Genomic DNA, 23,827 nt, shown 5'->3' on the forward strand with positions numbered 1-23,827 from the left:
GAGGCAGAGGTTCATGAAAGTCGTCGTCGTCGAGTCGCCGGCCAAGGCCAAGACGATCAACAAATACCTGGGGCGCGATTACGAGGTTCTGGCCTCTTTCGGCCATATCCGCGATCTGCCGGCCAAGGACGGCTCGGTCGATCCGGAGGCCGACTTCGCCATGATCTGGGAGGTGGAGGATCGCGGCGCCAAGCGCGTGTCCGAGATCGCCCGCGCCGTGAAGGGAGCCGAGAAGCTCATCCTCGCGACCGACCCGGATCGCGAGGGCGAGGCGATCTCCTGGCACGTCATCGAGGCGCTCACCGCCCGCAAGGCGCTGAAGGGCATTCCCGTCGAGCGCGTGACCTTCAACGCCATCACCAAGGCGTCGGTCGACGCGGCGATGAAGAAGCCGCGCCAGATCGACCAGGCCCTGGTCGATGCCTATCTCGCGCGCCGCGCCCTCGATTACCTCGTCGGCTTCAACCTCTCGCCGGTGCTGTGGCGCAAGCTGCCCGGTGCCCGCTCGGCCGGTCGGGTGCAGTCGGTGGCGCTCCGCCTCGTGGTCGAGCGCGAGATGGAGATCGAGCGCTTCAAGGCCCGCGAGTACTGGTCGATCGTCGCCACCCTGGTGACGGAAGCCGGCGGCGTGTTCGAGGCGCGCCTCGTCGGCGCCGACGGCAAGCGCATCCAGCGCCTCGACGTCGGCAATGCCGAGGAGGCGGCGGCGTTCAAGCGCGACCTCGAACTCGCGACCTTCCAGGTGGCATCCGTCGAGGCCAAGCCCGCCAAGCGCCACCCGCAGCCGCCCTTCACCACCTCGACCCTGCAGCAGGAGGCCTCGCGCAAGCTCGGCATGGCCCCGGCGCAGACCATGCGGGTCGCCCAGCGGCTCTACGAGGGCGTGGATGTCGGCGGTGAGACCGTCGGCATCATCACCTACATGCGAACCGACGGCGTCGACATGGCGCCGGAGGCGATCCAGGACGCCCGCCGGGTGATCGGCCGCGAGTTCGGCGACGACTACGTCCCCGGCGCGCCGCGCAAGTACCAAGTGAAGGCCAAGAACGCGCAGGAGGCCCACGAGGCCGTGCGCCCGACCGATATGGGCCGGTTGCCGAAGCAGATCGCCCGCTATCTCGAACCGGAGCAGGCCAAGCTCTACGAACTGATCTGGACGCGCACCATCGCCAGCCAGATGGAATCGGCCGAGCTGGAGCGCACCACCGTCGAGGTGAGCGCGAATGTCGGCCCGCGCCGGATCGACCTGCGCGCCACCGGTCAGGTCGTGAAGTTCGACGGCTTCCTCGCCCTCTACCAAGAGGGCAAGGACGACGAGGAGGACGAGGATTCCAAGCGCCTGCCGGCGATGAAGGCGGGCGACGCCTTGAAGCGCGAGCGCATCGCCTCGACCCAGCACTTCACCGAGCCGCCGCCGCGCTACTCCGAGGCCAGCCTCGTGAAGCGGATGGAGGAGCTCGGCATCGGCCGGCCTTCGACCTATGCCGCGGTGCTGCAGACCCTGCGCGACCGCGAATACGTCCGCATCGAGAAGAAGCGCCTCCAGCCGGAGGACAAGGGCCGCCTCGTCACCGGCTTCCTCGAAAGCTTCTTCAAGCGCTACGTCGAATACGATTTCACCGCGAGCCTGGAAGAGCAGCTCGACCGGGTCTCGAATGCCGAGATCGACTGGCGCTCGGTGCTGCGCGACTTCTGGCGCGACTTCTCGGCGGCCATCGGCGGCACCAAGGAGTTGCGCGTCGCGGAGGTTCTCGAGGCGCTCAACGGCCTGCTCGGGCCGCACATCTTCCCCGAGAAGGCGGATGGCGGCGATCCGCGCGCCTGCCCAACCTGCGGGGCGGGCCAGCTCTCGCTCAAGCTCGGCAAGTTCGGCGCCTTCATCGGCTGCTCGAACTACCCCGAGTGCAAGTACACCCGCCAACTCTCAGCGTCGGGCGTCGAGGGTGAGGGCGACGGCTCCTCGGCCGAGGGCGGCCAGCCCGGCGTGCGGGTGCTCGGCGACGATCCGGCCACCGGCCTCCCCGTGACCCTGCGCGACGGGCGCTTCGGGCCGTTCGTGCAACTCGGCGAGGCGAGTGCCGAGAAGGGCGCGGAGAAGCCCAAGCGCTCCTCGCTGCCCAAGGGCACAAGCCCTAGCAGCGTGACCCTGGAGATCGGCCTACGCCTGCTGTCGCTGCCGCGCGAGGTGGCCAAGCATCCCGAGACCGGCGAGCCGATCCTGGCCAATCTCGGGCGCTTCGGCCCCTACGTGCAGCACGGAAAGACCTACGCCAATCTCGGCAAGGATGACGACGTGCTGGAGATCGGCGCCAACCGCGCCATCGACCTCATCGTCGCCAAGGAGCAGGGCGGCGGGCGCGGCCGTCCCTCGTCCGATCCCGGCCGCACGCTCGGCCAACATCCGGACGGCGCTGCACTCGTGGTCAAGGCCGGCAAGTACGGCCCCTATGTCAGCGACGGCTCGGTCAACGCGACGCTGCCGAAGACGATGGCCGCCGAGAGCCTGACGCTGGAGCAGGCGATCGACCTCGTCAACGCCAAGCGCGCCTCCGGCGGCGGCAAGAAGCCGGTCCGCAAGACGGCGGCCCGCGCCCGCGCCCCGGCGAAGAAGGCGGAGGCCGGCGAGGCGAAGAAGCCGGCCGTGCGCAAGGCGACGACCAAGGCGCCGGCGACGAAGGCCGCCGCCAAGCCGGCGGCTGCGAAGAAGGCTACCGCGAAGACGAAGGCGGGCTGACACGGTCCCCGCTTGATTCAACCGGGGACCGTGTCAGAGAGCCCGCGCGGCGCCTGAGCGACGCCCAAATCCGCCATCCCGAAGGGATCGAACGGATTTGGTACGAGGGCTGCTTGAAGCGGCCGCTTCCTCCGGATGTCGGGTCTTTCTCGACGTCCGGACTACGGATTGCCCTTCATCCGGGTCGAGGGGGCGCACAGACGATTTCGCCGCGCGTCTTCTGCTCTCGGATCGTTCAGCCGGCCGTCATCGCGAGCGACAGCGGACCGCTCCAGCCACGCGACCTTTCAGAGAAAGGCAGCGTGCTGGACCGATTCGGCGTCGCTCGGTGATGACGGCGTGGAGTGTTCGGCAGCCGGATCAGTCCGTGCCGACCCGCTCGAACGTGAGGTAGCTCGGCCACCGGCTGGCCGCGAGGGCCTTGGCCTCGTAGCGGGTGCCCGGCCAACCCTCGAACGGCTTGCGCCAGTCGTCGGCGGTCTCGGCCGTCCAGCGCAATTGCGGGCAGCGGGCGGCGCGGACCAGGGTCCAGCCCGCGTAATCGTCGATGTCGCTGGCAAAGCGGAAATGGCCGCCGGGGCGCAGAACGCGCGCGATCTCGGCGAGCGAGGCGTCCGACACGAATCGGCGCTTGCGCTGGCGGCGCTTCGGCCAGGGGTCGGGATAGAGCAGGTAGACGCGGGCGAGGCTCGCATCCGGCAGGGCGGCGAGCAGGGCTGTCGCGTCCTCGTCCCATACGCGGACGTTGCGCAAGCCGCGGTCGTCCACTGCGCGCAGCAGCTTGACCACGCCGTTGACGAAGGGCTCGCAGCCGATGATGCCGACTTGGCGGTGGGACTCGGCCTGGGCTGCGAGGTGCTCGCCGCCGCCGAAGCCGATCTCGAGCCAGACCTCGTCGATCGGCCCCGGAAACAGGCTTGGCGGGTCCAAAAATTCGCCGCGCTCGGGCAGCGCGACGCGTAAGTGCGGCAGTGCCCCTTCGAGGCGCTGCTCCTGCCCCGGGCGAAGGCGCTTGCCCTTGCGGCGCCCGTAGAAGGCCCGCTCGGTCTCCGCCGTCCCGCCCGTCTCGGGAGGGATGTCCGCATCCCTCCCCATCATGGTTCGGGCTTAGAACGCCGACTTCAGCTTGTCGGCCAGATCCGTCTTCTCCCAGGAGAAGCCGCCGTCGGCATCGGGCTCGCGGCCGAAATGGCCGTAGGCCGAGGTGCGGGCGTAGATCGGCTTGTTGAGCTGGAGTGCCGTGCGGATGCCGCGGGGCGAGAGATCGAGCGCGTCCATCAGCACGCCTTCGAGCCGGGCCTCGTCCACGGTGCCGGTGCCGTGCAGATCGACGTAGATCGACAGGGGCTTGGCCACGCCGATGGCGTAGGAGAGCTGGATCGTGGCGCGGCGGGCGAGGCCGGCGGCGACGACGTTCTTGGCCAGATAGCGGGCGGCATAGGCGGCCGAGCGATCGACCTTGGTCGGGTCCTTGCCGGAGAAGGCGCCGCCGCCGTGGGGCGCCGCGCCGCCGTAGGTGTCGACGATGATCTTGCGGCCGGTGAGGCCGGCGTCGCCGTCGGGGCCGCCGATCACGAACTTGCCGGTCGGGTTGACGTGCCAGACGGTGCTCTCGTTGACCCAGCCCTGCGGCAGGGCCTTGAGGATGTAGGGCTCGACGATGGCGCGCACGTCGGCGGAGTCGAGCGACTCGTCGAGATGCTGCGTCGAGAGAACGATCTGCGTCACCTCGACCGGGCGGCCGTCGGCGTAGCGCACGGTGACCTGGCTCTTGGCATCGGGGCCGAGCTTGGCCGCGTCGCCCTGCTTGGCCTTGCGCGCGTCGGCGAGGTCCTTGAGGATCTTGTGGGCGTAGAAGATCGGGGCCGGCATCAGGGCCGGGGTCTCGTCGGCGGCGTAGCCGAACATGATGCCCTGGTCGCCCGCGCCCTCGTCCTTGTTGCCGGCGGCGTCCACGCCCTGCGCGATGTCGGCGGACTGCGCATGCAGGTAGATGGCGACGTCGTTGTTCTTCCAGTGGAAGCCCGACTGCTCGTAGCCGATGTCGCGCACGGCCTCGCGGGTCAGTTCTTCCAGATCCTTGAAGGTCACGGAATCGGGGCCGCGCACCTCACCCGCGATCACGACGCGGTTGGTCGTCGTCAGCGTCTCGACGCCGAGGCGCGCCTCCGGCATCGCCGCGAGATAGGCATCGACCACGGTGTCCGAGATCCGGTCGCTCACCTTGTCGGGGTGGCCTTCGGAGACGGATTCGCTGGTGAAGAGGTAGTCGGAACGAGGCATCGTGTGCACCCCCGATTGTCGGGCGCGCCTCGTATGTCACGGCGCTTACCCTGGTCTCCAGAGGCGCGGCTTGTCGCATCGCCGTTTCGGACGGTCAAGCCGGAATGGCGAAATCGTCCGTTTTAACGAACGCTGACATGAGAGCTCTCGCCCTGTGCGTCCGTGCCTGCCACAGGTCGTGCGGGCGTCCCCTGCCCGATGCCTGGCCGACCGATCAGCCCTTGAGTTCCTGGCTCAGGATCTCGACGGCGGCGGAGAGTTCGCGGCGCTGCTGCTCGGTGAAGGTTTCGGTGAACTGCCGGGCGAACGCACGGGCAAGATCGGACCACGGCTCAACAGCGTAGGCTTGCTGGCCATTGTCCGAGAAGCCGCGTTCCGTTTCCGGGTCCGGATGGGGAATGCCATCGAGAAAGTCCGAGACCGGGGTATTGGTGAGGCGGCCGAGGATCGCAAGATGAACCGCGCTGATCCGGTTGACGCCTTTCTCGTACTTCTGGAGCTGCGCGGCAGACATCCCGAAGCTATCGGCGACAGCGCGCTGCGTCAGTTTCGAGCGTTTTCGCTGCTCGGCAATGCGACGTCCGAGAAGGACGTCGCGCTCATCGGTCTTCTGGCCTGCCATTTTCGTTCTGCCCAAGCTCTTTCGGGCGATGCTTCGAACGAAAACTTTCCTGTTGCAAGGGCGCTTCGGAGGCCAATCGCGACGACACACCTGTTATGTCATTTGTTATAGATGCGGCGTGGCGTCGCACTCAGATCGCAGGAAGTATCGAATGTTCGCCTGCAATCTCAGGCAGTGAAACGATTGGCGTCCCCGGCAGGGCTCGAACCTGCGACCCCAGGTTTCATACCACTTCGACTTTCGCCGCCACGCTGTTCGCGCGTTCGTGGTCTGGACTATCCCTTCACCGTGAGCTTCGAACGAAGCCTTTAGGTGCCACCCGTCTAGTCTCTACACCTTCCCTCGGACCGTGACCGGACCTCGGGCTTGGCTCGGGATCGGCAGGGCGCTGCGGCGCCGGAAGCTTTCCCCGAATTTGAGCGGATCCGCCGTGCGGTTTCCCATCACGGCGCCCAATTGTGGAGTTTAGGAAACCTGTGCTCTGTCCAGCTGAGCTACGGAGACGTCCGTTCAGGCTTAGCATCATCACAGGGGGGCGCCAACCGCTCCGGCCTGGGCCGTCGACGATTGTATGGGAAGAGCCGGAGCACGCGTTCGGCGAGCTGTTGCTTGGGAGGCGCACGAGCCGGCAATCCGCGATTGCGCGCCGGCGGTGCTCTCGCGTGCCGCGATCCGGGCACTTTTCGCGCGGCATCCTCGCCTGAATCGAAAAGCCGAGCGCGAACGGTGACGATGTTGCCCGGTGATGGTCACGAGATCGGCCCGCATGGGGGGCCTCATGGTGGGAGCCGGACGAGCCGAGGCGGCGCCCCGGCTCTCGTCTGCCTGCTCGCCGCCACCTGCGGCGCGCCCGGCAACGCGTCGAGCGCTCCGCGGATGGAAGAGGCATGCCGGCCGGCCGCCTCGGTTGAGGACCGCCTTGCCGACATCGGAGCCAGGGGCGAGCTGCATTTCGCATCCGGCCGCCGGGCCGTGCTCTCCGGGCTGCGCTGGCCCGACGAGCCGGCGTTCGACGCGGCTGCGCGGGGTTGGCTGAACGCCTTTCGCGGCGCGTCCCTGGTTTTGACCGAGCGCGGCGCCGAGGACCGCTGGGGCCGCCGTCACGCTGACGCGATCACGGGCGGGATCGCGGGCGGGGCGGAGCCGGTCGATCTCGCCGGAGGATTGGTCGCGGCCGGGCTTGCCTACGCCGATGCTGGCGAGGCCGACACGCTCTGCCGCCCGGCGCTCCGCGCCGTTGAGGCGGCGCCGCGGGCGGCCGGGCTCGGCCTGTGGGCTGGGGGCCCGCTCGCGGCGACGGATGTGGCGGCGCTGAGCGCGCGCGCCGGGCGCTTCACGGTGGTGGAGGGGCGCATTCTCCATGTCGGCGAGCGGTCGGCCCGAACCTATCTCGACTTCGCGCGCCGGGGCGGGCAAGGCTTGACCGTAACCGTGCAGAAACGCTCTTGGCGGATTCTGGGTGAACAGGGTTTGTCTGCGGCCACGCTGAGGGGCCGGCTCGTGAGAATCCGCGGCATGGTCGAGATCGGTCGGGGGCCGTTCATCGATCTCGCTGGCGTCGAAGGCATCGAGGTTGTCGAGGGGGAGCAGGCGCTGCGGCGCTAGAACGGCATGACGGGGGATCGGCAACACATATCGAGGCGGCGGCGCATGCGCGGGGGTAGCCCTCGGGAACTTGCACGGCTGGCCGCACTGGCCATGCTTGCGGGCTCGCTCGCGGCCTGCGCCGCCGACCAGACCGGAAGCGTGCTGACGCCGGCGGTCATCAAGGTGCCCGAGCAGGCACCGAAGACCACGGGGCGCGCCCGGTCGGACGAGGCGGACCACGCCAAGCTCGTGGCCTCGTTCGGCGGCGAGTACCGCGCGCCGGCCGCTCACCGGCTCATCACCGAGATCACCGACCGGCTCGTGCGGGTCAGCGACCGGCCGGAGGAAAGCTACGCGGTCACGCTGCTCGATTCGCCCGTCGTCAATGCCTTCGCCCTGCCGAGCGGCCGGCTTTACGTCACCCGTGGCCTGCTGGCGCTCGCCGGCGACAGCTCGGAGGTCGCGGCGGTGCTCGCGCATGAGATCGCCCACGTGACCCTGCGCCATGCCACCGCCCGCAGCGAGATGGCCCTGCGCTCGCAACTCGTCAGCCGCGTGGTCGCCGACGTGCTGAACGACCCCGTTACGGGGGCGCAGCTCGAGAGCCAGTCGAAGTTCACCCTCGCCCGCTTCTCCCGCGAGCAGGAGCTGGAGGCCGACACCAATGGCGTGCGCGTGCTCGCCCAGGCCGGCTACGATCCCTTCGGTGCCGGCCGCTTCCTCGACGCGCTCCAGCGCACCATGGCGCTCAAGGCCGGCAACGGCAGTGCGGCCGAGCCCGACATGCTCGCGACCCATCCGGCGACCGCCGAGCGCATCGCGCTCGTCACCCGCGCGGCCCGGCGCATCGGCGCCCCCGGCCTCGGCGCCGACGACCGCGCCCGCTACCTCGCGGCGATCGACGGACTCGCCTACGGCGACAATCCCGGCGAAGGGCTGGTGCGCGGGCGCCGCTTCCTGCATCCGGGCCTCAACATCGCCTTCGAGGTGCCGGACGCCTTCGCCATCGAGAACACCCGCAACGCCGTGCTCGGCACCACGCCGGAGGGCAGCCGCCGCCTGCTGTTCGATCAGGTCGAGGCGAGCGGCGACCGCAGCCTGGAGGATGTGCTGCGCGCGACCTGGAACGACGCCATCGAGGCGGGTTCGGTCGAGAATCGCATCGTCGGCGGGCGCTCGGCCGCCACCGCCCTGTCGCGGGGCAAGGATTGGACGTTTCGGCTGGCCGCGATCCGCATGGGCGAGACCACCTACCGCATGATCATGGCGGCCAAGGGCGCGACCGACCCCGAGCCGGCCTTCCGCCGCTGGCTGGAGAGCCTGCGCCCGATCGAGCCGGAGGAGACCGCCGCCCTCAAGCCGGCGCATCTGCGGATCGTCACCGCCGCTCCGGGCGACACCGTGGAGGGGCTGGCCCGCCGCATGAGCGTGCCCGACCGCGCCGTCGATCGCTTCCTCGTGCTCAACAGCCTGCAGCGCGGTGCGGTGGTGAAGCCCGGTCTGAGCTACAAGCTCGTCGTCGAGTGAGGGGCGAGGCCGTCGGGGTTGCACGTTCGGGGACCGGCGCTTAGGCCCTTGGCCGCAAAACAGGTCCGACGTGCAGCGCTCCGATCCCTCCGCCGACACCGCCGTCGCGGTCGTCTTCTTCCGTCCCTCCCCCGAGCAGGTGGCGCGGATCGTCGAGCGCTTTGCCGGGCGCTTGCCCGTCCTCATCTACGACAATGGCGGCATCCCGCCCGAGGCACTTGCGCAGTTGCGGTGCGCGGAGGGGCTCACGCGGCTCGGCGAGGGCCGCAACCGCGGCATCGCCGCCGCCCTCAACGCGCTGGCCGAGGCGGCGACGGCTGCCGGGTTCCGCCGCCTGTTCCTGCTCGATCAGGATGCCGACGCCACCGTGGAGACGGCGCGGGCGCTGGGCCACGCCCTCGACCGGGCCGTGGGCGCGGACCCGCCCCCTGCCCTCGTCGGCCCCGCGCCCGCGCCGAAGCCCGGCCACAAGGCACCGGTCTATCCGCCGCGCTCCGGCGTGGCGCCCCGCAAAGACCTTCGGCCGGTCGAGTTCCTGGCGACCTCCGGCTCGCTCGTGGATCTGGCAGCCTTCGCGCGTGTCGGCCCGTTCCGCGAGGATTTCTTCATCGATGCGGTCGATCTCGAATGGTGCTTTCGTGCTTGGGCGCGCGGGCGAAGCTGCTGGATGGACCCCGGCACCGCCATCCCGCACAGCGTCGGGCGCGGCACGATCCGGATGCGATTCCTGCCGGTGGCGATGCCCGACCAGCCGCTGTTCCGCATGGCCGTCTACGTGCGCAACTCCGCCTATAGCTGGCGCCTTCCGCACGTGCCGGCTCGGTGGAAGCTGAAGCAGGCCGCCTACCTGCCGCTCCAGATCGGTCTCTACTGGGGCCGCCACCGGTTCTCGCCCCGCGTGCTCGCGCGCCTTCTCGCGGCGCTGGCCCAGGGTCTGACCGGGCAGCTCGGCCGGCCGGCGGACGCCCCGCCGTGACCGCGACGCTCGACGTCGTCATCGTCAACTGGAATGCCGGGGATCAGCTCCGGGACTGTCTGACGAGCCTCGCCGCGAGCGCGGGGGCGGAGCAGCTGCGCGTCGTCGTCGTCGACAACGCTTCCTCCGACGGTTCGGTAGAGGGGCTGGATTCGCCGGGCCTCGCGCTCACGGTGCTGCGCAACGCCGACAATCGTGGCTTCGCCCGTGCCTGCAACCAGGGCGCGGCGCTGGGATCGGCCGCTTCCATCCTGTTTCTCAACCCCGATACGGAGGTGAGCCGGGATGGGATCCGTGTCGCCCGCGCGCGGCTCGATGCCGATCCCGGCACCGGCATCGTCGGCGCGCGGCTGGTCGATGAGGCGGGGCAGACGCACCGCACCTGTGCCCGCCACCCGACGGGGGCCCGCCTGATCGCCCACACCCTGTTCCTCGACCGGCTGCTGCCGCGCCTCGTGCGCCCGCACTTCCTGCTCGACTGGGATCACGCCGAGACCCGGCCGGTCGATGCGGTGATGGGCGCCTTCCTGATGATCCGGCGCCCGCTCTTCGCTGCGCTCGGCGGGTTCGACGAGCGCTTCTTCGTCTACTGGGAGGATGCCGACCTCTGTGCCCGCGCCGCCGCTGCCGGCTCTGCGGTGTGTCACGTCGCAGGGGCCGAAATCCGCCACCGTGGCCAGGGCACCACCGAGGCGGTGAAGGACCGTCGCCTGTTCTACTTCCTACGGGCGCAGACGCTCTACGCGCACAAGCATCACGGCCGGGCGGTGTCGCTGGCCGTGCTGGCGGCGGCGCTGGCCGTGAACCTGCCCGTCCGCCTCGGCCGGGCGTTGGTGCGCGGCTCGTGGGGAGATGCGGGTGCGGTGATCCGCGCTGGGCTGATGCTGACACGGGCCCTGCCGCACCTGTTGACCGGCCGCTTTCGATGAGGCTTGCCTCACCTGCGCATCTTGTTGTCCGCGGCGGCCTCCGTCATGGTGCCGCCCTCCGGACGGTCCCGCTTGCACCCGCGGCGGGCGGCTGAACGGGGAGTATCGTGTACGACAGCGCGGACAAGGGCTTTCCACCGGCGGATCTGTCGCCCGCCTTGTACCGCGCGGCCTTCGACCGCGCGCCGGTGGGGCTCGCCGTCTTCTCGCCCGATGGGCGCACGCTCCACACTGCCAATCCCTGCCTCTATCGGTGGCTCGGCTATCCCTCGGGCGCCCTCGACGGCCGCCCGATCGACGAAGTGATCGGCCGCGACGCGTTCGACGGTGAGGCAACCGGTCTGAAAGCCGGCATCCGCCGCTGGCTGCGGGCGGACGGCGGCAGCCTCGACCTGCGCCTGACCCTCTCCGGGGCGGACGGCGCCGAGACGGTCGCGGTGGTGAACCTCGTCGATGCCGACGATCTGGTGCGAGCCGAGCAGAACCGCGACGCCCTGACCGCGGCGGGCCTCGGGGAGTGGCGCTGGGACCTCGTCACCGGGCAGATGGTGTTTTCCCGCCGCGCGGCGCAGATCCTCGGCTACGCGCCGGGGCGCTCCGTCACCTGGGAGGGGATGCGCGGCCAGGTCGATCCGGAGGATGCCGAACGGATTCAGGTCGCGGTCGCCGCGGCCATCGCCGAACGGCGCGCCTACGCGTTCCAGACCCGCTTTCGGCGCGCCACCGATGGCGCCGAGATCTGGATCGGCGCCCGCGGCGAGGCGCTGCTGGCCGCCGACGGCGCGCCCATCGGTATCGTCGGCGTCGTGCAGGACGTCACCACCCGGGTCGAGGCCCGGGAGGCTCTGGCCGAGCGCGAGGAGCGCCTGCGGGTCGCCACCACGGTGGCCGATCTCGGCATCTTCGAGTGGCACGTCCTCGATGACCGGGCGACCTGGGAGAACGAGCGGATGTTCGCGATCTTCGGCCGCCGGCCGGACGAGGGCAGCATCGGCAAGTCCGCCTTCCTCAAGGAAATCCTCCACCCCGAGGATCGCCCCGTCTTCCGGCAGGCGATCCTGCGGGCGCTGCGGGAGGACACGATCCTGCACGCCACCGGCCGCATCCGCCGCCACGACGACGGCCTCTGGCGCACCATCGACATGGCCGGACGGTTCGAGCGAACCCGGCCGGGCGGGCTACCGCGGCGCCTGATCGGCGTCGTCGCCGACGTGACCGACCGCCACCTCTCCGAGGAGCGCCGCAGCCTCCTGATCCGCGAGTTGCACCACCGGGTGAAGAACACGCTCGCCACGGTCCAGGCCATCGTCGGGTCGACGGCGCGCACCGCCACCAGCATCGACAGCTTCCACGAGGCCTTCGTCGGCCGCATCAAGTCGCTCGCCCACACCCACAGCGTGCTCACCGAGGCGACGTGGCAGACGGCGAGCCTGCGCGACCTGCTCGCCTCCGAACTGATGCCCTATGCCGAGAGCGAGACCGAGACCTCGCCGGACCTGCGCATCGTCCTCGATGGCCCGGCCGTGGACCTGCCCTCCGAGATCGCCGTGCCGATCGGCATGGCGATCCACGAATTGACCACCAACGCCGCCAAGTACGGCGCGCTCTCGACCGGGCGCGGCCGGGTCGCGATCACATGGAGGATCGAGGCCGGCATGCTGCACCTCGATTGGCGCGAGAGTGGCGGCCCCCTCGTCGCCCCGCCGACCCGCCAGGGCTTCGGTTCACGCCTGCTGCAACGGGTGCTGACCGCGCAGGTTCAGGCGCAGATCACCACCGACTACGCGCCCGAAGGGTTCCATCTCACGCTCGCCGCGCCCCTGCCCGCACGAAACCCGGCGCTCAACCCCCTGGCGTGAAGGGGCCGGCGTGCCATCGGGTGACGGTGGCGTTGTGCGCGTTATGGCGTCGGCAGGGACGCGCAGCCCTCAGGCCGCGCCCCGAGCCTCCTCGCCCCCGGCATTGACGAAGCTCTTCAGTTCGTCGAGCGAGGCGAAGGTGAAGCGGCCGCGCGGCGTATCCGCCTCGATCGAGCCATCGGAGAACATCACGTAGGTGTTGGCGCCCGATGCGTAGGAGCCGACCGCGTGCCGCTCCTCCGGAGCACTCGCCTCCGGCTCGGAGGCCTCGGCCCCCGTTTCGTGAGCCGTGATCTCCTGCGGTGCAGGCGCCACGGCCTCCGGCTCAGGCAGCGCTTCCGGGGCCGGCGCGGGCGTCGGCTCGTCGAGGAAGGAGCGCAGGCCGATCGGTTCGGCCGCCGGTGTCTGGGCGGCGATCCGTGCCTCGTCCCGCTCCTCGGCGATGAGGTTCGGGAGCGTCACCGGCTCGGGTGCGGGAAAGGCCGGCGCCCGCTCGGGTTCGCGCGCGGGCTCGGACACGCGGAACAGGTCGTCATCGCTCGCATGCGGCGGCGCGGCCTCCGGCAGCAGGTTGGGCAGCAGCGGCTCGGCGGCGCTCGGCTGCGGTTCGGCCGAAAGCGTCGGATCCTCGAAAACCGGTTCGGAGCCGCGCGCACCCGGCCGCAGCGCGCCGATCGACAGCCCCGCGAGGCCGGCCGCACCCGCACCTGCCAGGCCCATACCGGCGAGCGAGGGCCGCTCCGGCGGCGAAACCTCGGGAGCGGTGAAGGCCGGCGCCTCCGCTGACGACACCTCCCAGGGCACGCCCCCGGCGGGCGTTGCGGCCGGGATGCTCGGCTGGGGGGATGCCTCGCGCAAGCTCTCGACGGCGCCGTGAAGGGTGCGCAGGCGGTGCACGATGGCCGTCAGCCCGAGCAGGACCACACCGGCCGAGGCCGCGGTCGAGCCGCCGATCACCATCGCCAGCCCGCTCTCCAGCCGGACGTAGGGAAAGCCCTGGACCACGGCGGCAACGCCACCGAGGATCATGACGGAACTGAGCGCGAGCAGCGCGACGACCATGGTACTCTCGACTGACTGTCGCGGGCGGCGTGATGACGACAGGATAACTCCCCGCCCGCTCATTGCAAAATCGCACGGCCACGCCTCGCGCGGGAACCGGCCTTTCCGTCGCTCCATGCACAACCGAGTGCCCGCCTCGCGGTGTCCTCACGCACGGGATCGGGCGAGCGCGGCGGCCGATGCCTTCCGTAAAACGGTGGATGCCGTGCTCCGATCGGTCACATGCGCACGGATACGGCTCCGCTGGCGTTGCCGAGCCCGGTCCCCCGACTTACCTACCCGCGCGTCACCTCGCCGGCCGCGCGCTTCGAACGACCTTGCGCGCTTCGCCTCCGCTCCCCGCGAGACCCGGACAACCCAGGAGACACGCATGACGTTCACCCTGCCCGTGCTGCCCTACGCCTACGACGCGCTGGGGCCCTACATGTCGAAGGAAACCCTCGAGTTCCACCACGACAAGCACCACAAGGCCTATGTCGATACCGGCAACAAGCTGCTCGAAGGCACCGACCTCGCCGGCAAGAGCGTCGAGGAGATCGTCAAGGCGAGCTACAACACCAATCAGGCGCTCTTCAACAACGCCGGCCAGCACTACAACCACCTCCACTTCTGGAACTGGATGAAGCCCAACGGCGGCGGCCAGCCCCCGGCGGCGCTCGCTCAGAAGATCGACGAGGATCTCGGCGGCTACGAGAAGTTCAAGGCCGACTTCATCCAGGCCGGCGTCGGCCAGTTCGGCTCCGGCTGGGCGTGGCTCGCGGTCAAGGACGGCAAGCTCGCCATCCTGAAGACCCCGAACGGCGAGAACCCGCTGGTCCACGGCGCGACCCCGATCCTCGGCGTCGACGTGTGGGAGCACTCCTACTACATCGACTACCGCAACCGCCGCCCCGACTACCTCAAGGCGTTCATCGAGAACCTCGTGAACTGGGAGTACGTCGAGAAGCTGTACGGCGAAGCGAAGGCCTGATCCGCTTCGAGGTTTGATGCCGCCGCCCCGTTTACCGACGGGGCGGCTTTTGTTTTCTGGAATGCAGCATTTCGTTTGTTGATCGTTGCAAGATCGGTGCGGAGGCACGGTGAACTGGCGCTGCGGACTCTTGCTGGCGACGTTTCTGAGCCTAGGCGTACCGAATGCGGTTCAGGGCGGGTCCGGGCCGGTTCTCATCAACTCGCCTGTCCCAGATAACCTGAAAGATCTTGTCGCCGCGATGCTCAGGAGGGAGCGGCCTCATGACGCCGAAGCGGCGCTTGCCGGCACCAAGGCGCTCGATATCTCCTGGCAGCCAGGCCAGTTGCTCATCCTGAGGATCGAGGCCGATTGTCGGGATGATCTCTGCATGACGGTGATCGCGCGGGTGACCCACGGTGCGATCGTCCCCGAATTGACGCTCAACGTCGGCCCGACATTCTACATGCCTGACACCGCCTCGACGCTTTGGGGTTCGGAGCATCCGGTCTGGGGCATGGTCTTTAAAGGCACTGGCGGTTCACGCCTGATTGCAATGTTGGGCAATGGCCAGTGGGTCGTGGAAGCGAACGGCCCATGGCAGCCGCCAGCGGCTAGCATGATCGAGGAGCCTCGGGCGTCGCCTCCACCTCTGCCTTTGGAGGAGTTCCGGCGGCAGCTCGGCCTGGAGCCGTAGGCCTGCCGGCCGGTGGCTTTTCAGAGTTGCCGTGACTCCACGGCCATTGTCGCGCCTTGCCCCATAGGCTTACTGCCAAGACAGGGCGGGATAGAGATCAAGCATCGCTCGCCTCCTCGCCCGCACGGGGTCAACCGCGAAAAACATGATCCGCTCGATCCTCTCCGTCGGCGGCTGGACGCTGGTCTCGCGGGTCACGGGCTTTGCCCGCGACGTGGTCACCGCCGCCGTGATGGGGGCCGGGCCGATGGCAGATGCCTTCGTCGTCGCCTTCCGCCTGCCGAACCACTTTCGCGCGATCTTCGGCGAGGGGGCGTTCAACACCGCCTTCGTGCCGGCCTACACCCATCTGGAACAGGCGGGGGCCGAGGATGCCGCCGCCCGCTTCGCCGACCGTGTCTTCACCCTGATGCTGATCGTGCAGGTGGCGCTGCTCGCTCTCGCGCTTCCGGCGATGCCCTGGATCGTGCGGGCGCTGGCCCCGGGCTTCTCCGCGGACGGGGAGCGGTTCGCGCTGGCGGTCAGCCTCACGCGGATCACCTTCCCCTACCTGCTGTTCATGACGCTGGTGACGCTGTTCTCCGGCATCCTCAACGCGCACCGGCGCTTTGCCGCCGCGGCCGGCGCGCCGGTGCTGCTCAACCTCTCGATGCTGGCGGCGCTGGCGCTGGCCTTCCTGTTCCCCAACGCGGCCACTGCCGCGGCCTGGGGCGTCTCGGTCTCGGGCGTTCTACAATTCGCGCTGGTGTGGTGGGATGCGCGGGCGCGGGCCTACGCGCCGCGGCTGACGAAGCCCACGTTGCGCGATCCCGACATGATCCGGTTCTTCAAGATCCTGGGGCCCGCCGTGATCGGCTCGGCCGGCTTCCAGATCGCGACCTTCGCCGACACCATCATCGCGAGCTTTCTGCCGACCGGTGCGGTTTCCGCGCTGTACTACGCCGACCGGCTCTACCAACTGCCCTTCGGCGTCATCGCCATCGCCGCCGGGACGGTGCTCCTGCCCGAGATGAGCCGGCGCATCGCCGCGGGCGACGTGGCCGGTGCCCACGCGGCGCAGAACCGGGCCGCAGGCTTCTCGCTGGCGCTCTCGGCCCCCTTCACGATCGCCTTCCTGACGCTACCGGGGCTGATCATGGCGGCGCTGTTCCAGCGCGGCGCCTTCACCGCCGAAGACGCCGCCCGCGCGGCCTCGGTGCTCGCGGCCTATGGGCTCGCTCTACCCGCCGTGGTGATGGTGCGCTCGGCCGTGGCGAGCTTCAACGCCCGGCAGGACACGACGACGCCGCTCTACGCCTCGCTCACAGCGATCGCCGTCAACGTCGCGCTCAAGCTCGTGCTGACCGGTCCCTACGGCGTTGCCGGCCTCGCGCTCGCCACCGCCATCGCCCAGTGGATCAACCTCGCCCTGCTCTACGGGCTGGCGCTGCGCCGCGGCTGGACCGCGCCGGGGCGGGTCCTCGGCATCACCGTCATCGCGGTCTTCGTGGCGAGCGCGGTGCTGGCGGCGCTCGCCGTCTACGGCCTGCCCTTCGCCGAGCGGATCGTGCCCCCCCTGCCCCATCTGCGCGAGATCGCGGTGCTGGCGCTCCTCGGCTTGGCCGGGGCGCTCGCCTATGCCGGCACCCTGCTCGCGGTGATGGGCGCGTTCGGCGTGCGATTGCGCCGCAGGTAGGCTTTCCGGATCGGTTCCGCGCCTCATCTCACCCGGTATGGCCCTCCCCGATCTCCGCCCCGGCGAAAGCTACGCCGTTTTCGATGCCTACGGCACGCTGTTCGACGTGCACTCGGCGGTCGCGCGCCATGCCGGCGCGCTCGGGCCTCAGGCGGAAAACCTCTCGGAGCTGTGGCGAACCAAGCAGCTCGAATACTCCTGGGTGCACGGCCTGATGGGCCGCTACGTTAGCTTCTGGGACCTCACCGAGCGCGCCCTCGATTTCGCGCTGGCGCGGCACCCCGAGATCGATCCGGCATTCCGCGAAAAACTCCTCGACGCCTATCGCGATCTCGACGCCTACGACGAGGTGCCCGGCGTGCTGGACCGCTTCCATGAGCACGGCGCGAAGACGGCCCTGTTCTCCAACGGCAACACCGCGATGCTGGAGCGGGCGGTGGCCTCGTCCGGCCTGGGCGAGCGGCTCGACGCGGTGCTTTCGGTCGATCCCATCCAAACCTTCAAGACGGCGCCCGCCGCCTACCAGATGGTTCTCGACCAACTCGTCACCGACCGGAACCGTGTGGTGTTCTTTTCCTCGAACCGCTGGGACATCGCGGGGGCCACCGCCTTCGGCTTCGATGCGGTGTGGGTGAACCGGAAGGGGCAGCCCGACGAGTACCCCGACCAGCCGCCTCGCGCGGTCGTGAAGAGCCTCGACGAGGTGATCTGAACCGCCGGCAACGGGGCGTTCGCCAATCCTTAAGCTTGACCGGATTAATTCGGGCTCACGTGCCTGATTTATCCGGTTGCTCGAAGGATCGGTTCTCGTGCCCGCCCTGTCTCTTTCCATTCTTGCCCGCAAGGGCATCTGCGCGGCGCTTCTCGGCGCTGCCGTCCTCTCCGCCGCTCCGGTTTCCGCTCGCGACGGCCGCAACGGAGCCCTGATCGGTGGCGCCGCGGCCGGCGTCATCGGCGGCCTCGCCGTCGGCGCGCTTCTCAACAATGGAGCCCCGCCCCCGCCGCCCGCGCGGCGGGTCTATGTTGAGGAGGAACCGGTCTACGTGGCGCCGCCGCCGCGCCGGGGCCCCATCTGCCACTACGAGCGCCGCAAGGTGTGGCTCGACGAGGTCGAGTTCACCTACCGCCGGGTCGAGGTCTGCGAGTAACGTCTTCGCATCCCCCCGCCCCGCAGCACGATGAAGGGCGTCCGCCTCAGGCGGGCGCCTTTTTCGTCAGGATCCAATCTTCGACCACGATGGCGTCGAGCCCGGTGGTGTAGAACATCAGGATCGCGTCCTCCGCCGTGTGGAGGATCGGCTTGCCCATCACGTTGAAGCTGGTGTTGAGCAGGATCGGCACGCCGGTCAGATCCGCGAACGCTTCGATCAAGGTCGCGTAGGCCGGGTTGCGCTCGCGGGTGACACTCTGCAGCCGGCCGGTGCCGTCGGCGTGGACCACCGCCGGCACCCCATCCCGCACCGCCTCGCGCCACACCAGCGTGCGCTCCATGTAGGGGCTGTCGGCGTAGTCTTCGAACCAATCGGGCCCCGCCTCGGCCAGGATCGAGGGCGCGAACGGGCGGAACGCCTCGCGGTACTTCACCTTGGCGTTGAGCGATGCCTTGGCATGGGCCGGGCGCGGGTCGGCGAGGATCGAGCGGTTGCCGAGCGAACGCGGTCCGAACTCCGCCCGGCCCTGCACCCAGCCGACGAGCCCGCCCTCGGCCAGGATCTTGGCCGCCTCCCGTGTCACGCCCGCGTGGCCGAGGCGACGGGCGCGGGGCTCCCACTCGGCCATGCGCTCCAGCGGCTCGGTCGAAACGGTCGAGCCGAGATAAGGCGTGAGCGGGCGCGTCTCGCGCTTCGGCCCCTTCCAGTCGGGATCGTCCTCGGCCAGCGCCAGCCACGCGGCGCCGATGGCGTTGCCGTCGTCGGCCGGGGCCGAGGGGACGTGCAGACGCCGGAAGCCCGAGCGCCCGAGCACCCGGCCGTTGTAGGACGAGTTGAGCCCGCAACCGCCGGCGATGACAAGATTCTCGGATGGCGCCAGCCGCCACGCCTCGGCCACCAGCACGTCCATGAGTTCGGAGAAGATGTCCTGGCCGCAGCGGGCGAGGTCGGCCCAACCCTGCTCGCCGACGTTGGCCGGGCGCCGCGCAAGGACCTCGGCGGCGACCGCTTGCACGGTGGCCTCGTTGGCAAATTTCAGGCGGCCCTCTTCGACCGCGTAGAGGCGACGCAGCAGCGCCATCAGGTCGGGGTCGGTCCGTCCATAGGGCGCCAGCCCCATGATCTTCCATTCCTCGCCCTTGATCTGGTCGAAACCGGCAAGATCCGTAACGAGCCCGTAGAGGAAGCCGACCGAGCCGCGCCCGCGCTGGCGCCGCACCTCCTCGATCCGGCCGTCCTTCAGGCGGTAGATTGCCGCCGCGCCGGTCTCGCCCATGCCATCGACGATGAGCGCGGTCGCCTCCTCGAACGGGCCGCTCCAAAGGGCGTAGGCGGCATGCGCCAGATGGTGGGCGTAGCGCCGCCGCCCGGCGATGGTCGCCCGCGGCTTGCCGCTGAGCCCGCGGGTTTCGTTGTCGAGCGCCAGCACCGTGCCGTTGCCGGCCCGCGCCTGCATGGCGTGGAGATCGGCGATGAAGACGCGCTCGGCCCGCTCAGGCACGAAGGAGCGGTTGAGGGTGGAGGGGTGCTCGGCCAGCGCCGGCAGCTCGAAGGCGCCGGACGCCGCCTGCCCTTTGAGAAACTCCGAGAACTGCTCGCCCCAGGAGGTGGCGATGACGAGGTCCGTCCCCTCGGGCACGTGCCGCTTCAGCAGGCCCGCCATGCGGGTGCCGGGATCGGGCTCGCAGTTCGGGGCGCGCTTGTATTGCAGGTAGCGCTCGGCGGCCTCGGCGAACAGCACGGTCCCGTCCGGCCCGACGAGGGCGAGCGCCGGATCGTGGAAGGTCGTGGCGAGGCCGAGATAGGTGCGCATGCTGCCGGGCTACACGCCGGCACGCGAGGCGACAACCGCGTTGCGGTGCTCCGGTTGCCATGCGAGACGGGCCGCCGATGACGGACGCCTTCCCCGCCTCGCCTCCCCTCGCCCTCGTGATCTTCGACTGCGACGGCGTGCTGATCGACAGCGAGCCGATCAGTCTCGCGACCCTGACGCGCGGGCTCAACGGGATCGGGCTCGCCATCGGCCTCGACAGCGTGCGCAAGCGGTTTGCCGGCACGTCCATGACCTCGATCATGGAGCGCGTCGCCCGAGAGGACGGGATCACGGCCCCGGACGGCTTCGTCGAGCGGGTGAAGGCGGAGACGCTTACAGCCTTCGAGGCGGAGCTAGCTGCCATGGCCGGCATCGCGGATGCCGTGGGCGGCCTCCGGCTACCGTTCTGCGTCGCCTCCAGCAGCGACCCCGTGCGGCTGCGCCGCTCGCTCTCGCTCACCGGCCTGCTGCCGCTGTTCGAGGGGCGCGTCTTCTCCTCCGCGCAGGTGGCGCGCGGAAAACCGTTCCCGGACCTGTTCCTGTTCGCGGCGGAGCGGATGGGCATCGCGCCGGAAAACTGCCTCGTGATCGAGGACAGTGTGCCGGGTGTGCAGGCGGCCTGCGCTGCGGGAATGCGCGTCGTCGGCTTCACCGGCGGTGGGCATTGGGGCCACGACCGGGCCGGGCGGGATCTCCTCGATGCCGGGGCCGCCGCGGTGTTCTCGGCGCATGCCGATCTCGGGCGCATCGTCGCCGGGGCATGAGACCAGCTTCGGCCCAGGGTTTGCTTGGCTCGGCCTAAGCCCTTGCCCGACAGGCGAGACGCGCCGCGGAACGCTCGAATCGCGGCGCGATCTTTCCCTGTCAAGCTGAACTTCGAAAGAACATTCCGTTGACGGTCGGGGTTAGACACCTCATCTTTAGGACGTGCGAACGACTTCGCGCCGCGGTGATTTGTAGTGGCAAGCTTGCGCCGCGTTATCAAACGCTAATGCATCACGACGCATTTGCGCCGTGGTCCTCGCGAGAGAGGAGGACTGGCCTTGAATAGCCTCTTTATTTGGAAGAATTCGAGACTTACCGGCGGATGGAGCGGCCGGGCGTGGGGGTGTTGTCGGCAGACAGTCACATCCGTGGGCTAGGGCAGCGCCCACGAACGCCTTGCCGATAACCGGCCGACGAAGGCCGCAGGAGTTCACCCCGTCATGACCCGTGTCCAGACCGCTTACCTCGACGATGACGCGCTCGACCTTTCCGTCGCGGACGCGACCCCCGCCCGCGTGATCGAGATCGGCGACATCACCGCCGGCATCGCCGTGCCCGAGCGTGGTGGTGTCCGCTTCTTCTCGTCCGAGCGCCGCTTCGATGGGCTCGACGGCACGCTGTTCCGCACCGTGGAGCAAGCGGCCCGCGCGGCGCGCGAGAAAGGCCGCCAGCCGCGCCTGCGCGCGGTGGTGTGACCTTCCGCGACAATCCGTGTGCAAGACAGCCGGCGGCGCCGATTCGGGCCGCCGGCTTGTTTTTGCGGCGTTCGTTTCTCACCAAATCCGGCGGATCCCTTCGGGAAGGCGGATCTGGACCTCGTTCAAGCGCCGCGCGGGCTTTCTGATACGGTCCCCGCTTGGATCAAGCGGCGACTGTATTGCGGGTCAAGCCATGAGGTTGCTTTCAGCGAAGGTTTTGTCGTCCTTGAGGAGGGCGTTGGCGAGGACGACGAGGCGTCGGCCGGTGGCGACGATGGCGACCTTGGCGGGTTTGCCCGCGTCTCGCATGGCCCGGTAAGGGAGCTTGAAGGTCGGGCAGGTTCGGGCCGCGACCATGCCGGCCATGTAGAACGCGGTTCGCAGACACGGTCGACCGCCCGCGATGGCGTGGCGTCCGGGATGTCCGCCGCTCTGGGTCGGGTGGGGCGCCATGCCGGCCAGACTCGCCGCGGCCTTGCGGTCGAGGGCTCCGAGTTCGGGCATGTCGGTGATCAACACGGTGGCGATGCGCCGGGCGATGCCCGGGATCGAGGTGAGGATCACGCGCCTGCGGGCGAGGGCCGGATCGGCGCTGATGCGCTGGTCGAGTTCCGCCTCAATGGCCGCGCAGGCGCCCTCCAGGGTCTTGATCACCGTCCGGTGACTGTCGGCCACCAGGGGATCGAGGGCCTGGGCGAGACGCGTCTTCTCCATGGCGATCAGCTCGGTGATCTGGCGCCGACGGGTCGAGAGCGCCTTGAGCCGGACCTGATCGAGCGCGGGCGCGGGGTGCAGGTGCTCGGGCATGCGCTGAGCAAAGCGCGCGATGAGGGCTGCGTCCAGCCGGTCGGTCTTGGCGATCTGTCCTTCAGCCGTGCGGAAGGCCCGGACCCGGCGCGGATCGACCAGGGCGACCGCAAAGCCAGCCTCGGCCAGGGCGACCGTGACGGGATGGGCATAGGGACCGATCGCCTCCAGGGCGACGCGCAGGACGCCGCGCGGGCGCAGGGCGGCGATCAGGCGTTCGATGCCGGCCGGGGTGTTGTCACACCGGAGCGGCTTGGCGGCGGGATGGAACCCGAGGTCGAGGAAGTGCTTGCCGACATCGATGCCGGCCACCGGTACGAGGCTGAGCATGGCGGATCCTGTCCTGTACGCGGGTGCCCGCCGCAGCGGGACCCAACCGATTGTTCGGAATACGCAAGACAGGGCGTCCGGGATCGTGCCGTTTGACGGTCGCGCCACGACGGCAAAGCCGGTGTCATCGTCACGGACCCGGAAACCGTCAGATCGCCAGACGCCCAGGCCGTATCAAAGCACGGCCAGCCCTCAGGTACAGGAAACCGTATCAGGCCCCGATACGCTCGGCCGGGAAGCGGAGTTCGACGGCGGTGCCCGCCGGATCGCGCGGCCGGACGCGGATCGCACCGCCGATCTGCCGGCTCAGAACATCGATCAGCGTCGCCTCGAAGCTGCCGTCGCCCGCCGCGCTCAGACCGATTCCGTCATCCTCCACGGTCACCGTGACATCCGTCCCATCGCGGGTGATGCGGACGGTGAGCCGTCCGGCCCGGGCCGGGAACGCGTGCCGGACGGCGTTGGAGACAACCTCGTTGACGATGAGCGCGAGCGGTCCCGCCACCTCGGGCCGGACGCGAAGCGGTGCGAGATCGAGCGCAAGCGCGATGTCGCGTCGGCCCGAGGCCTCTACCACGATCTCGGCGATCTCGCGGACAAGATCGGAAAGATCGTGGCCCGCGCTCTCCTCCGCCGGGGCGGATTGGCGATAGAGCGTGGCCAGGGCATCGATGCGCCCGATCGCCTCGCCGAGCGCCGCGCGAACCGCCGGCTCGGCGCTGTTGCTGCTCTGAAGCGTCAGCATGGCCGAGATCATCTGGAGATCGTTGCGGGCGCGATGTCCGATCTCGCGCAGCAGCAGGGCGTTCGCGTCGCGGGCGGTCCGCGTCCGGTCGCGCTCGGCGGCGAGCGCGTGGCGCTCGCTCACGTCGAACTGCGAGGCGAAGTAGAACAGGAGGGTGCCGTCCTCGTCGTGGACGGGGCTGATGTACAGCGCGTTGTGGAAGGTCGAACCGTCCTTGCGATAGTTCAGGAGTTCTTCGTTCACGTCCTGCTCGGCATCGACCGCCGCACGGATCCGCGCCACCGCGTCGAGATCGGTGCCGGGCCCCTGCAGGAAGCGGCAATTACGGCCCGTCACTTCCAGCCGCGTGTACCCGGTGAGCCGCAGGAACGCGTCGTTGGTGTAGATGATCGGATTGTCGAGCTGGCGCGGATCCGTGATGATCATCGCCATCCGCGTGGCCCGCACGGCCGCCGCGAAGGGATCGCCCTTGCCGGAACGGGCGCTGGCCCGAACGCGCGCCGTCAGTTGCCAGTCGTCGCCGGGCTCCATCTGTTCCCGATCGCTCCTCAGGCGCGAATGGCGCGGCCGGAGCCGCCGAGGGCGCGGCCTCACCTGACCCTGTCGCCAAAGCAGACG

The 23,827-nt window shown here is 69.6% G+C and carries 20 protein-coding genes; 13 read left to right on the forward strand and 7 right to left on the reverse strand.

Features of this window, described 5'->3' with window-relative positions:
- Positions 1–13: 13 nt before the first annotated feature.
- Positions 14–2,734 (forward strand): type I DNA topoisomerase, encoded by a 2,721-nt coding sequence (gene topA / locus J2W78_RS12420; protein WP_253370849.1) that lies wholly within the window; start codon positions 14–16, stop codon positions 2,732–2,734.
- A 360-nt stretch (positions 2,735–3,094) separates the two neighbouring features.
- Here topA and trmB read toward each other — a convergent pair whose 3' ends face one another.
- From trmB to J2W78_RS12435, 3 genes are all read right to left on the reverse strand, one after another.
- Positions 3,095–3,832: a tRNA (guanine(46)-N(7))-methyltransferase TrmB gene (gene trmB, locus J2W78_RS12425; protein WP_253370851.1), complete on the reverse strand. Its 738-nt coding sequence runs from the start codon at positions 3,830–3,832 to the stop codon at positions 3,095–3,097.
- A gap of 9 nt (positions 3,833–3,841) precedes the next feature.
- Entirely contained in the window at positions 3,842–5,017 is a 1,176-nt protein-coding gene (gene metK, locus J2W78_RS12430; RefSeq protein WP_253370853.1) for a methionine adenosyltransferase, read from the reverse strand.
- 214 nt (positions 5,018–5,231) lie between these two features.
- Entirely contained in the window at positions 5,232–5,639 is a 408-nt protein-coding gene (locus J2W78_RS12435) for a helix-turn-helix domain-containing protein (protein ID WP_253370855.1), read from the reverse strand.
- A 732-nt stretch (positions 5,640–6,371) separates the two neighbouring features.
- Here J2W78_RS12435 and J2W78_RS12440 point away from each other — a divergent pair.
- The 5 genes from J2W78_RS12440 to J2W78_RS12460 all read left to right on the forward strand — a co-directional run bounded on the left by J2W78_RS12440 (position 6,372) and on the right by J2W78_RS12460 (position 12,517).
- Complete coding sequence (locus tag J2W78_RS12440; protein WP_437178561.1) at positions 6,372–7,244, forward strand: thermonuclease family protein; 873 nt, start codon at positions 6,372–6,374, stop codon at positions 7,242–7,244.
- A gap of 6 nt (positions 7,245–7,250) precedes the next feature.
- On the forward strand, positions 7,251–8,753 hold the full coding sequence (locus tag J2W78_RS12445; RefSeq protein WP_437178548.1) for a M48 family metalloprotease: 1,503 nt from the start codon (positions 7,251–7,253) through the stop codon (positions 8,751–8,753).
- 70 nt (positions 8,754–8,823) lie between these two features.
- On the forward strand, positions 8,824–9,729 hold the full coding sequence (locus tag J2W78_RS12450) for a glycosyltransferase family 2 protein (RefSeq protein ID WP_253370861.1): 906 nt from the start codon (positions 8,824–8,826) through the stop codon (positions 9,727–9,729).
- Entirely contained in the window at positions 9,726–10,658 is a 933-nt protein-coding gene (locus J2W78_RS12455) for a glycosyltransferase family 2 protein (protein WP_253370863.1), read from the forward strand. Before J2W78_RS12450 ends, J2W78_RS12455 begins: the two co-directional genes overlap by 4 nt.
- A gap of 107 nt (positions 10,659–10,765) precedes the next feature.
- Positions 10,766–12,517 carry a sensor histidine kinase gene (locus J2W78_RS12460; protein WP_253370865.1) on the forward strand — a complete coding sequence of 584 codons (1,752 nt, stop codon included), beginning with the start codon at positions 10,766–10,768 and terminating at the stop codon, positions 12,515–12,517.
- A gap of 69 nt (positions 12,518–12,586) precedes the next feature.
- Here the strand turns inward: J2W78_RS12460 and J2W78_RS12465 are convergent, their stop codons facing one another.
- Entirely contained in the window at positions 12,587–13,579 is a 993-nt protein-coding gene (locus J2W78_RS12465) for a hypothetical protein (RefSeq protein WP_253370867.1), read from the reverse strand.
- Between the two features lie 370 nt (positions 13,580–13,949).
- On the opposite strand from J2W78_RS12465, the gene J2W78_RS12470 reads away from it, so the two are divergent.
- The 5 genes from J2W78_RS12470 (at position 13,950) to J2W78_RS12490 (ending at position 18,048) form a co-directional block, all read left to right on the forward strand.
- On the forward strand, positions 13,950–14,549 hold the full coding sequence (locus J2W78_RS12470; RefSeq protein WP_253370868.1) for a superoxide dismutase: 600 nt from the start codon (positions 13,950–13,952) through the stop codon (positions 14,547–14,549).
- 109 nt (positions 14,550–14,658) lie between these two features.
- A complete protein-coding gene (locus J2W78_RS12475; protein ID WP_253370870.1) occupies positions 14,659–15,225 on the forward strand; it encodes a hypothetical protein in 567 nt (188 codons plus the stop codon).
- A gap of 145 nt (positions 15,226–15,370) precedes the next feature.
- Positions 15,371–16,900 carry a murein biosynthesis integral membrane protein MurJ gene (murJ, locus tag J2W78_RS12480; RefSeq protein WP_253370872.1) on the forward strand — a complete coding sequence of 510 codons (1,530 nt, stop codon included), beginning with the start codon at positions 15,371–15,373 and terminating at the stop codon, positions 16,898–16,900.
- A gap of 37 nt (positions 16,901–16,937) precedes the next feature.
- The gene (locus J2W78_RS12485; RefSeq protein ID WP_253370874.1) at positions 16,938–17,612 is read left to right on the forward strand and encodes a haloacid dehalogenase type II; all 675 of its coding nucleotides are present in this window, start codon (positions 16,938–16,940) and stop codon (positions 17,610–17,612) included.
- Between the two features lie 97 nt (positions 17,613–17,709).
- Positions 17,710–18,048, forward strand: a complete 339-nt coding sequence (locus J2W78_RS12490; protein ID WP_253370875.1) for a hypothetical protein — start codon at positions 17,710–17,712, stop codon at positions 18,046–18,048.
- Between the two features lie 46 nt (positions 18,049–18,094).
- On the opposite strand, the gene J2W78_RS12495 is transcribed toward J2W78_RS12490, so the two are convergent.
- Positions 18,095–19,864, reverse strand: coding sequence for a carbamoyltransferase family protein (locus J2W78_RS12495; protein ID WP_253370877.1), 1,770 nt, complete (start codon positions 19,862–19,864; stop codon positions 18,095–18,097).
- 77 nt (positions 19,865–19,941) lie between these two features.
- Here J2W78_RS12495 and J2W78_RS12500 point away from each other — a divergent pair, with 77 nt between their 5' ends.
- On the forward strand, positions 19,942–20,628 hold the full coding sequence (locus J2W78_RS12500) for an HAD family hydrolase (RefSeq protein WP_253370879.1): 687 nt from the start codon (positions 19,942–19,944) through the stop codon (positions 20,626–20,628).
- A gap of 441 nt (positions 20,629–21,069) precedes the next feature.
- Positions 21,070–21,324 (forward strand): hypothetical protein, encoded by a 255-nt coding sequence (locus tag J2W78_RS12505; RefSeq protein ID WP_253370881.1) that lies wholly within the window; start codon positions 21,070–21,072, stop codon positions 21,322–21,324.
- Between the two features lie 189 nt (positions 21,325–21,513).
- Here the strand turns inward: J2W78_RS12505 and J2W78_RS12510 are convergent, their stop codons facing one another.
- Positions 21,514–22,464: an IS110 family transposase gene (locus J2W78_RS12510; protein ID WP_253370883.1), complete on the reverse strand. Its 951-nt coding sequence runs from the start codon at positions 22,462–22,464 to the stop codon at positions 21,514–21,516.
- 211 nt (positions 22,465–22,675) lie between these two features.
- Complete coding sequence (locus J2W78_RS12515; RefSeq protein WP_253370885.1) at positions 22,676–23,740, reverse strand: PAS domain-containing protein; 1,065 nt, start codon at positions 23,738–23,740, stop codon at positions 22,676–22,678.
- Between the last annotated feature and the right edge of the window lie 87 nt (positions 23,741–23,827).

Source organism: Methylorubrum extorquens (assembly GCF_024169925.1).
Classification (GTDB): Bacteria; Pseudomonadota; Alphaproteobacteria; order Rhizobiales; family Beijerinckiaceae; genus Methylobacterium; species Methylobacterium extorquens_A.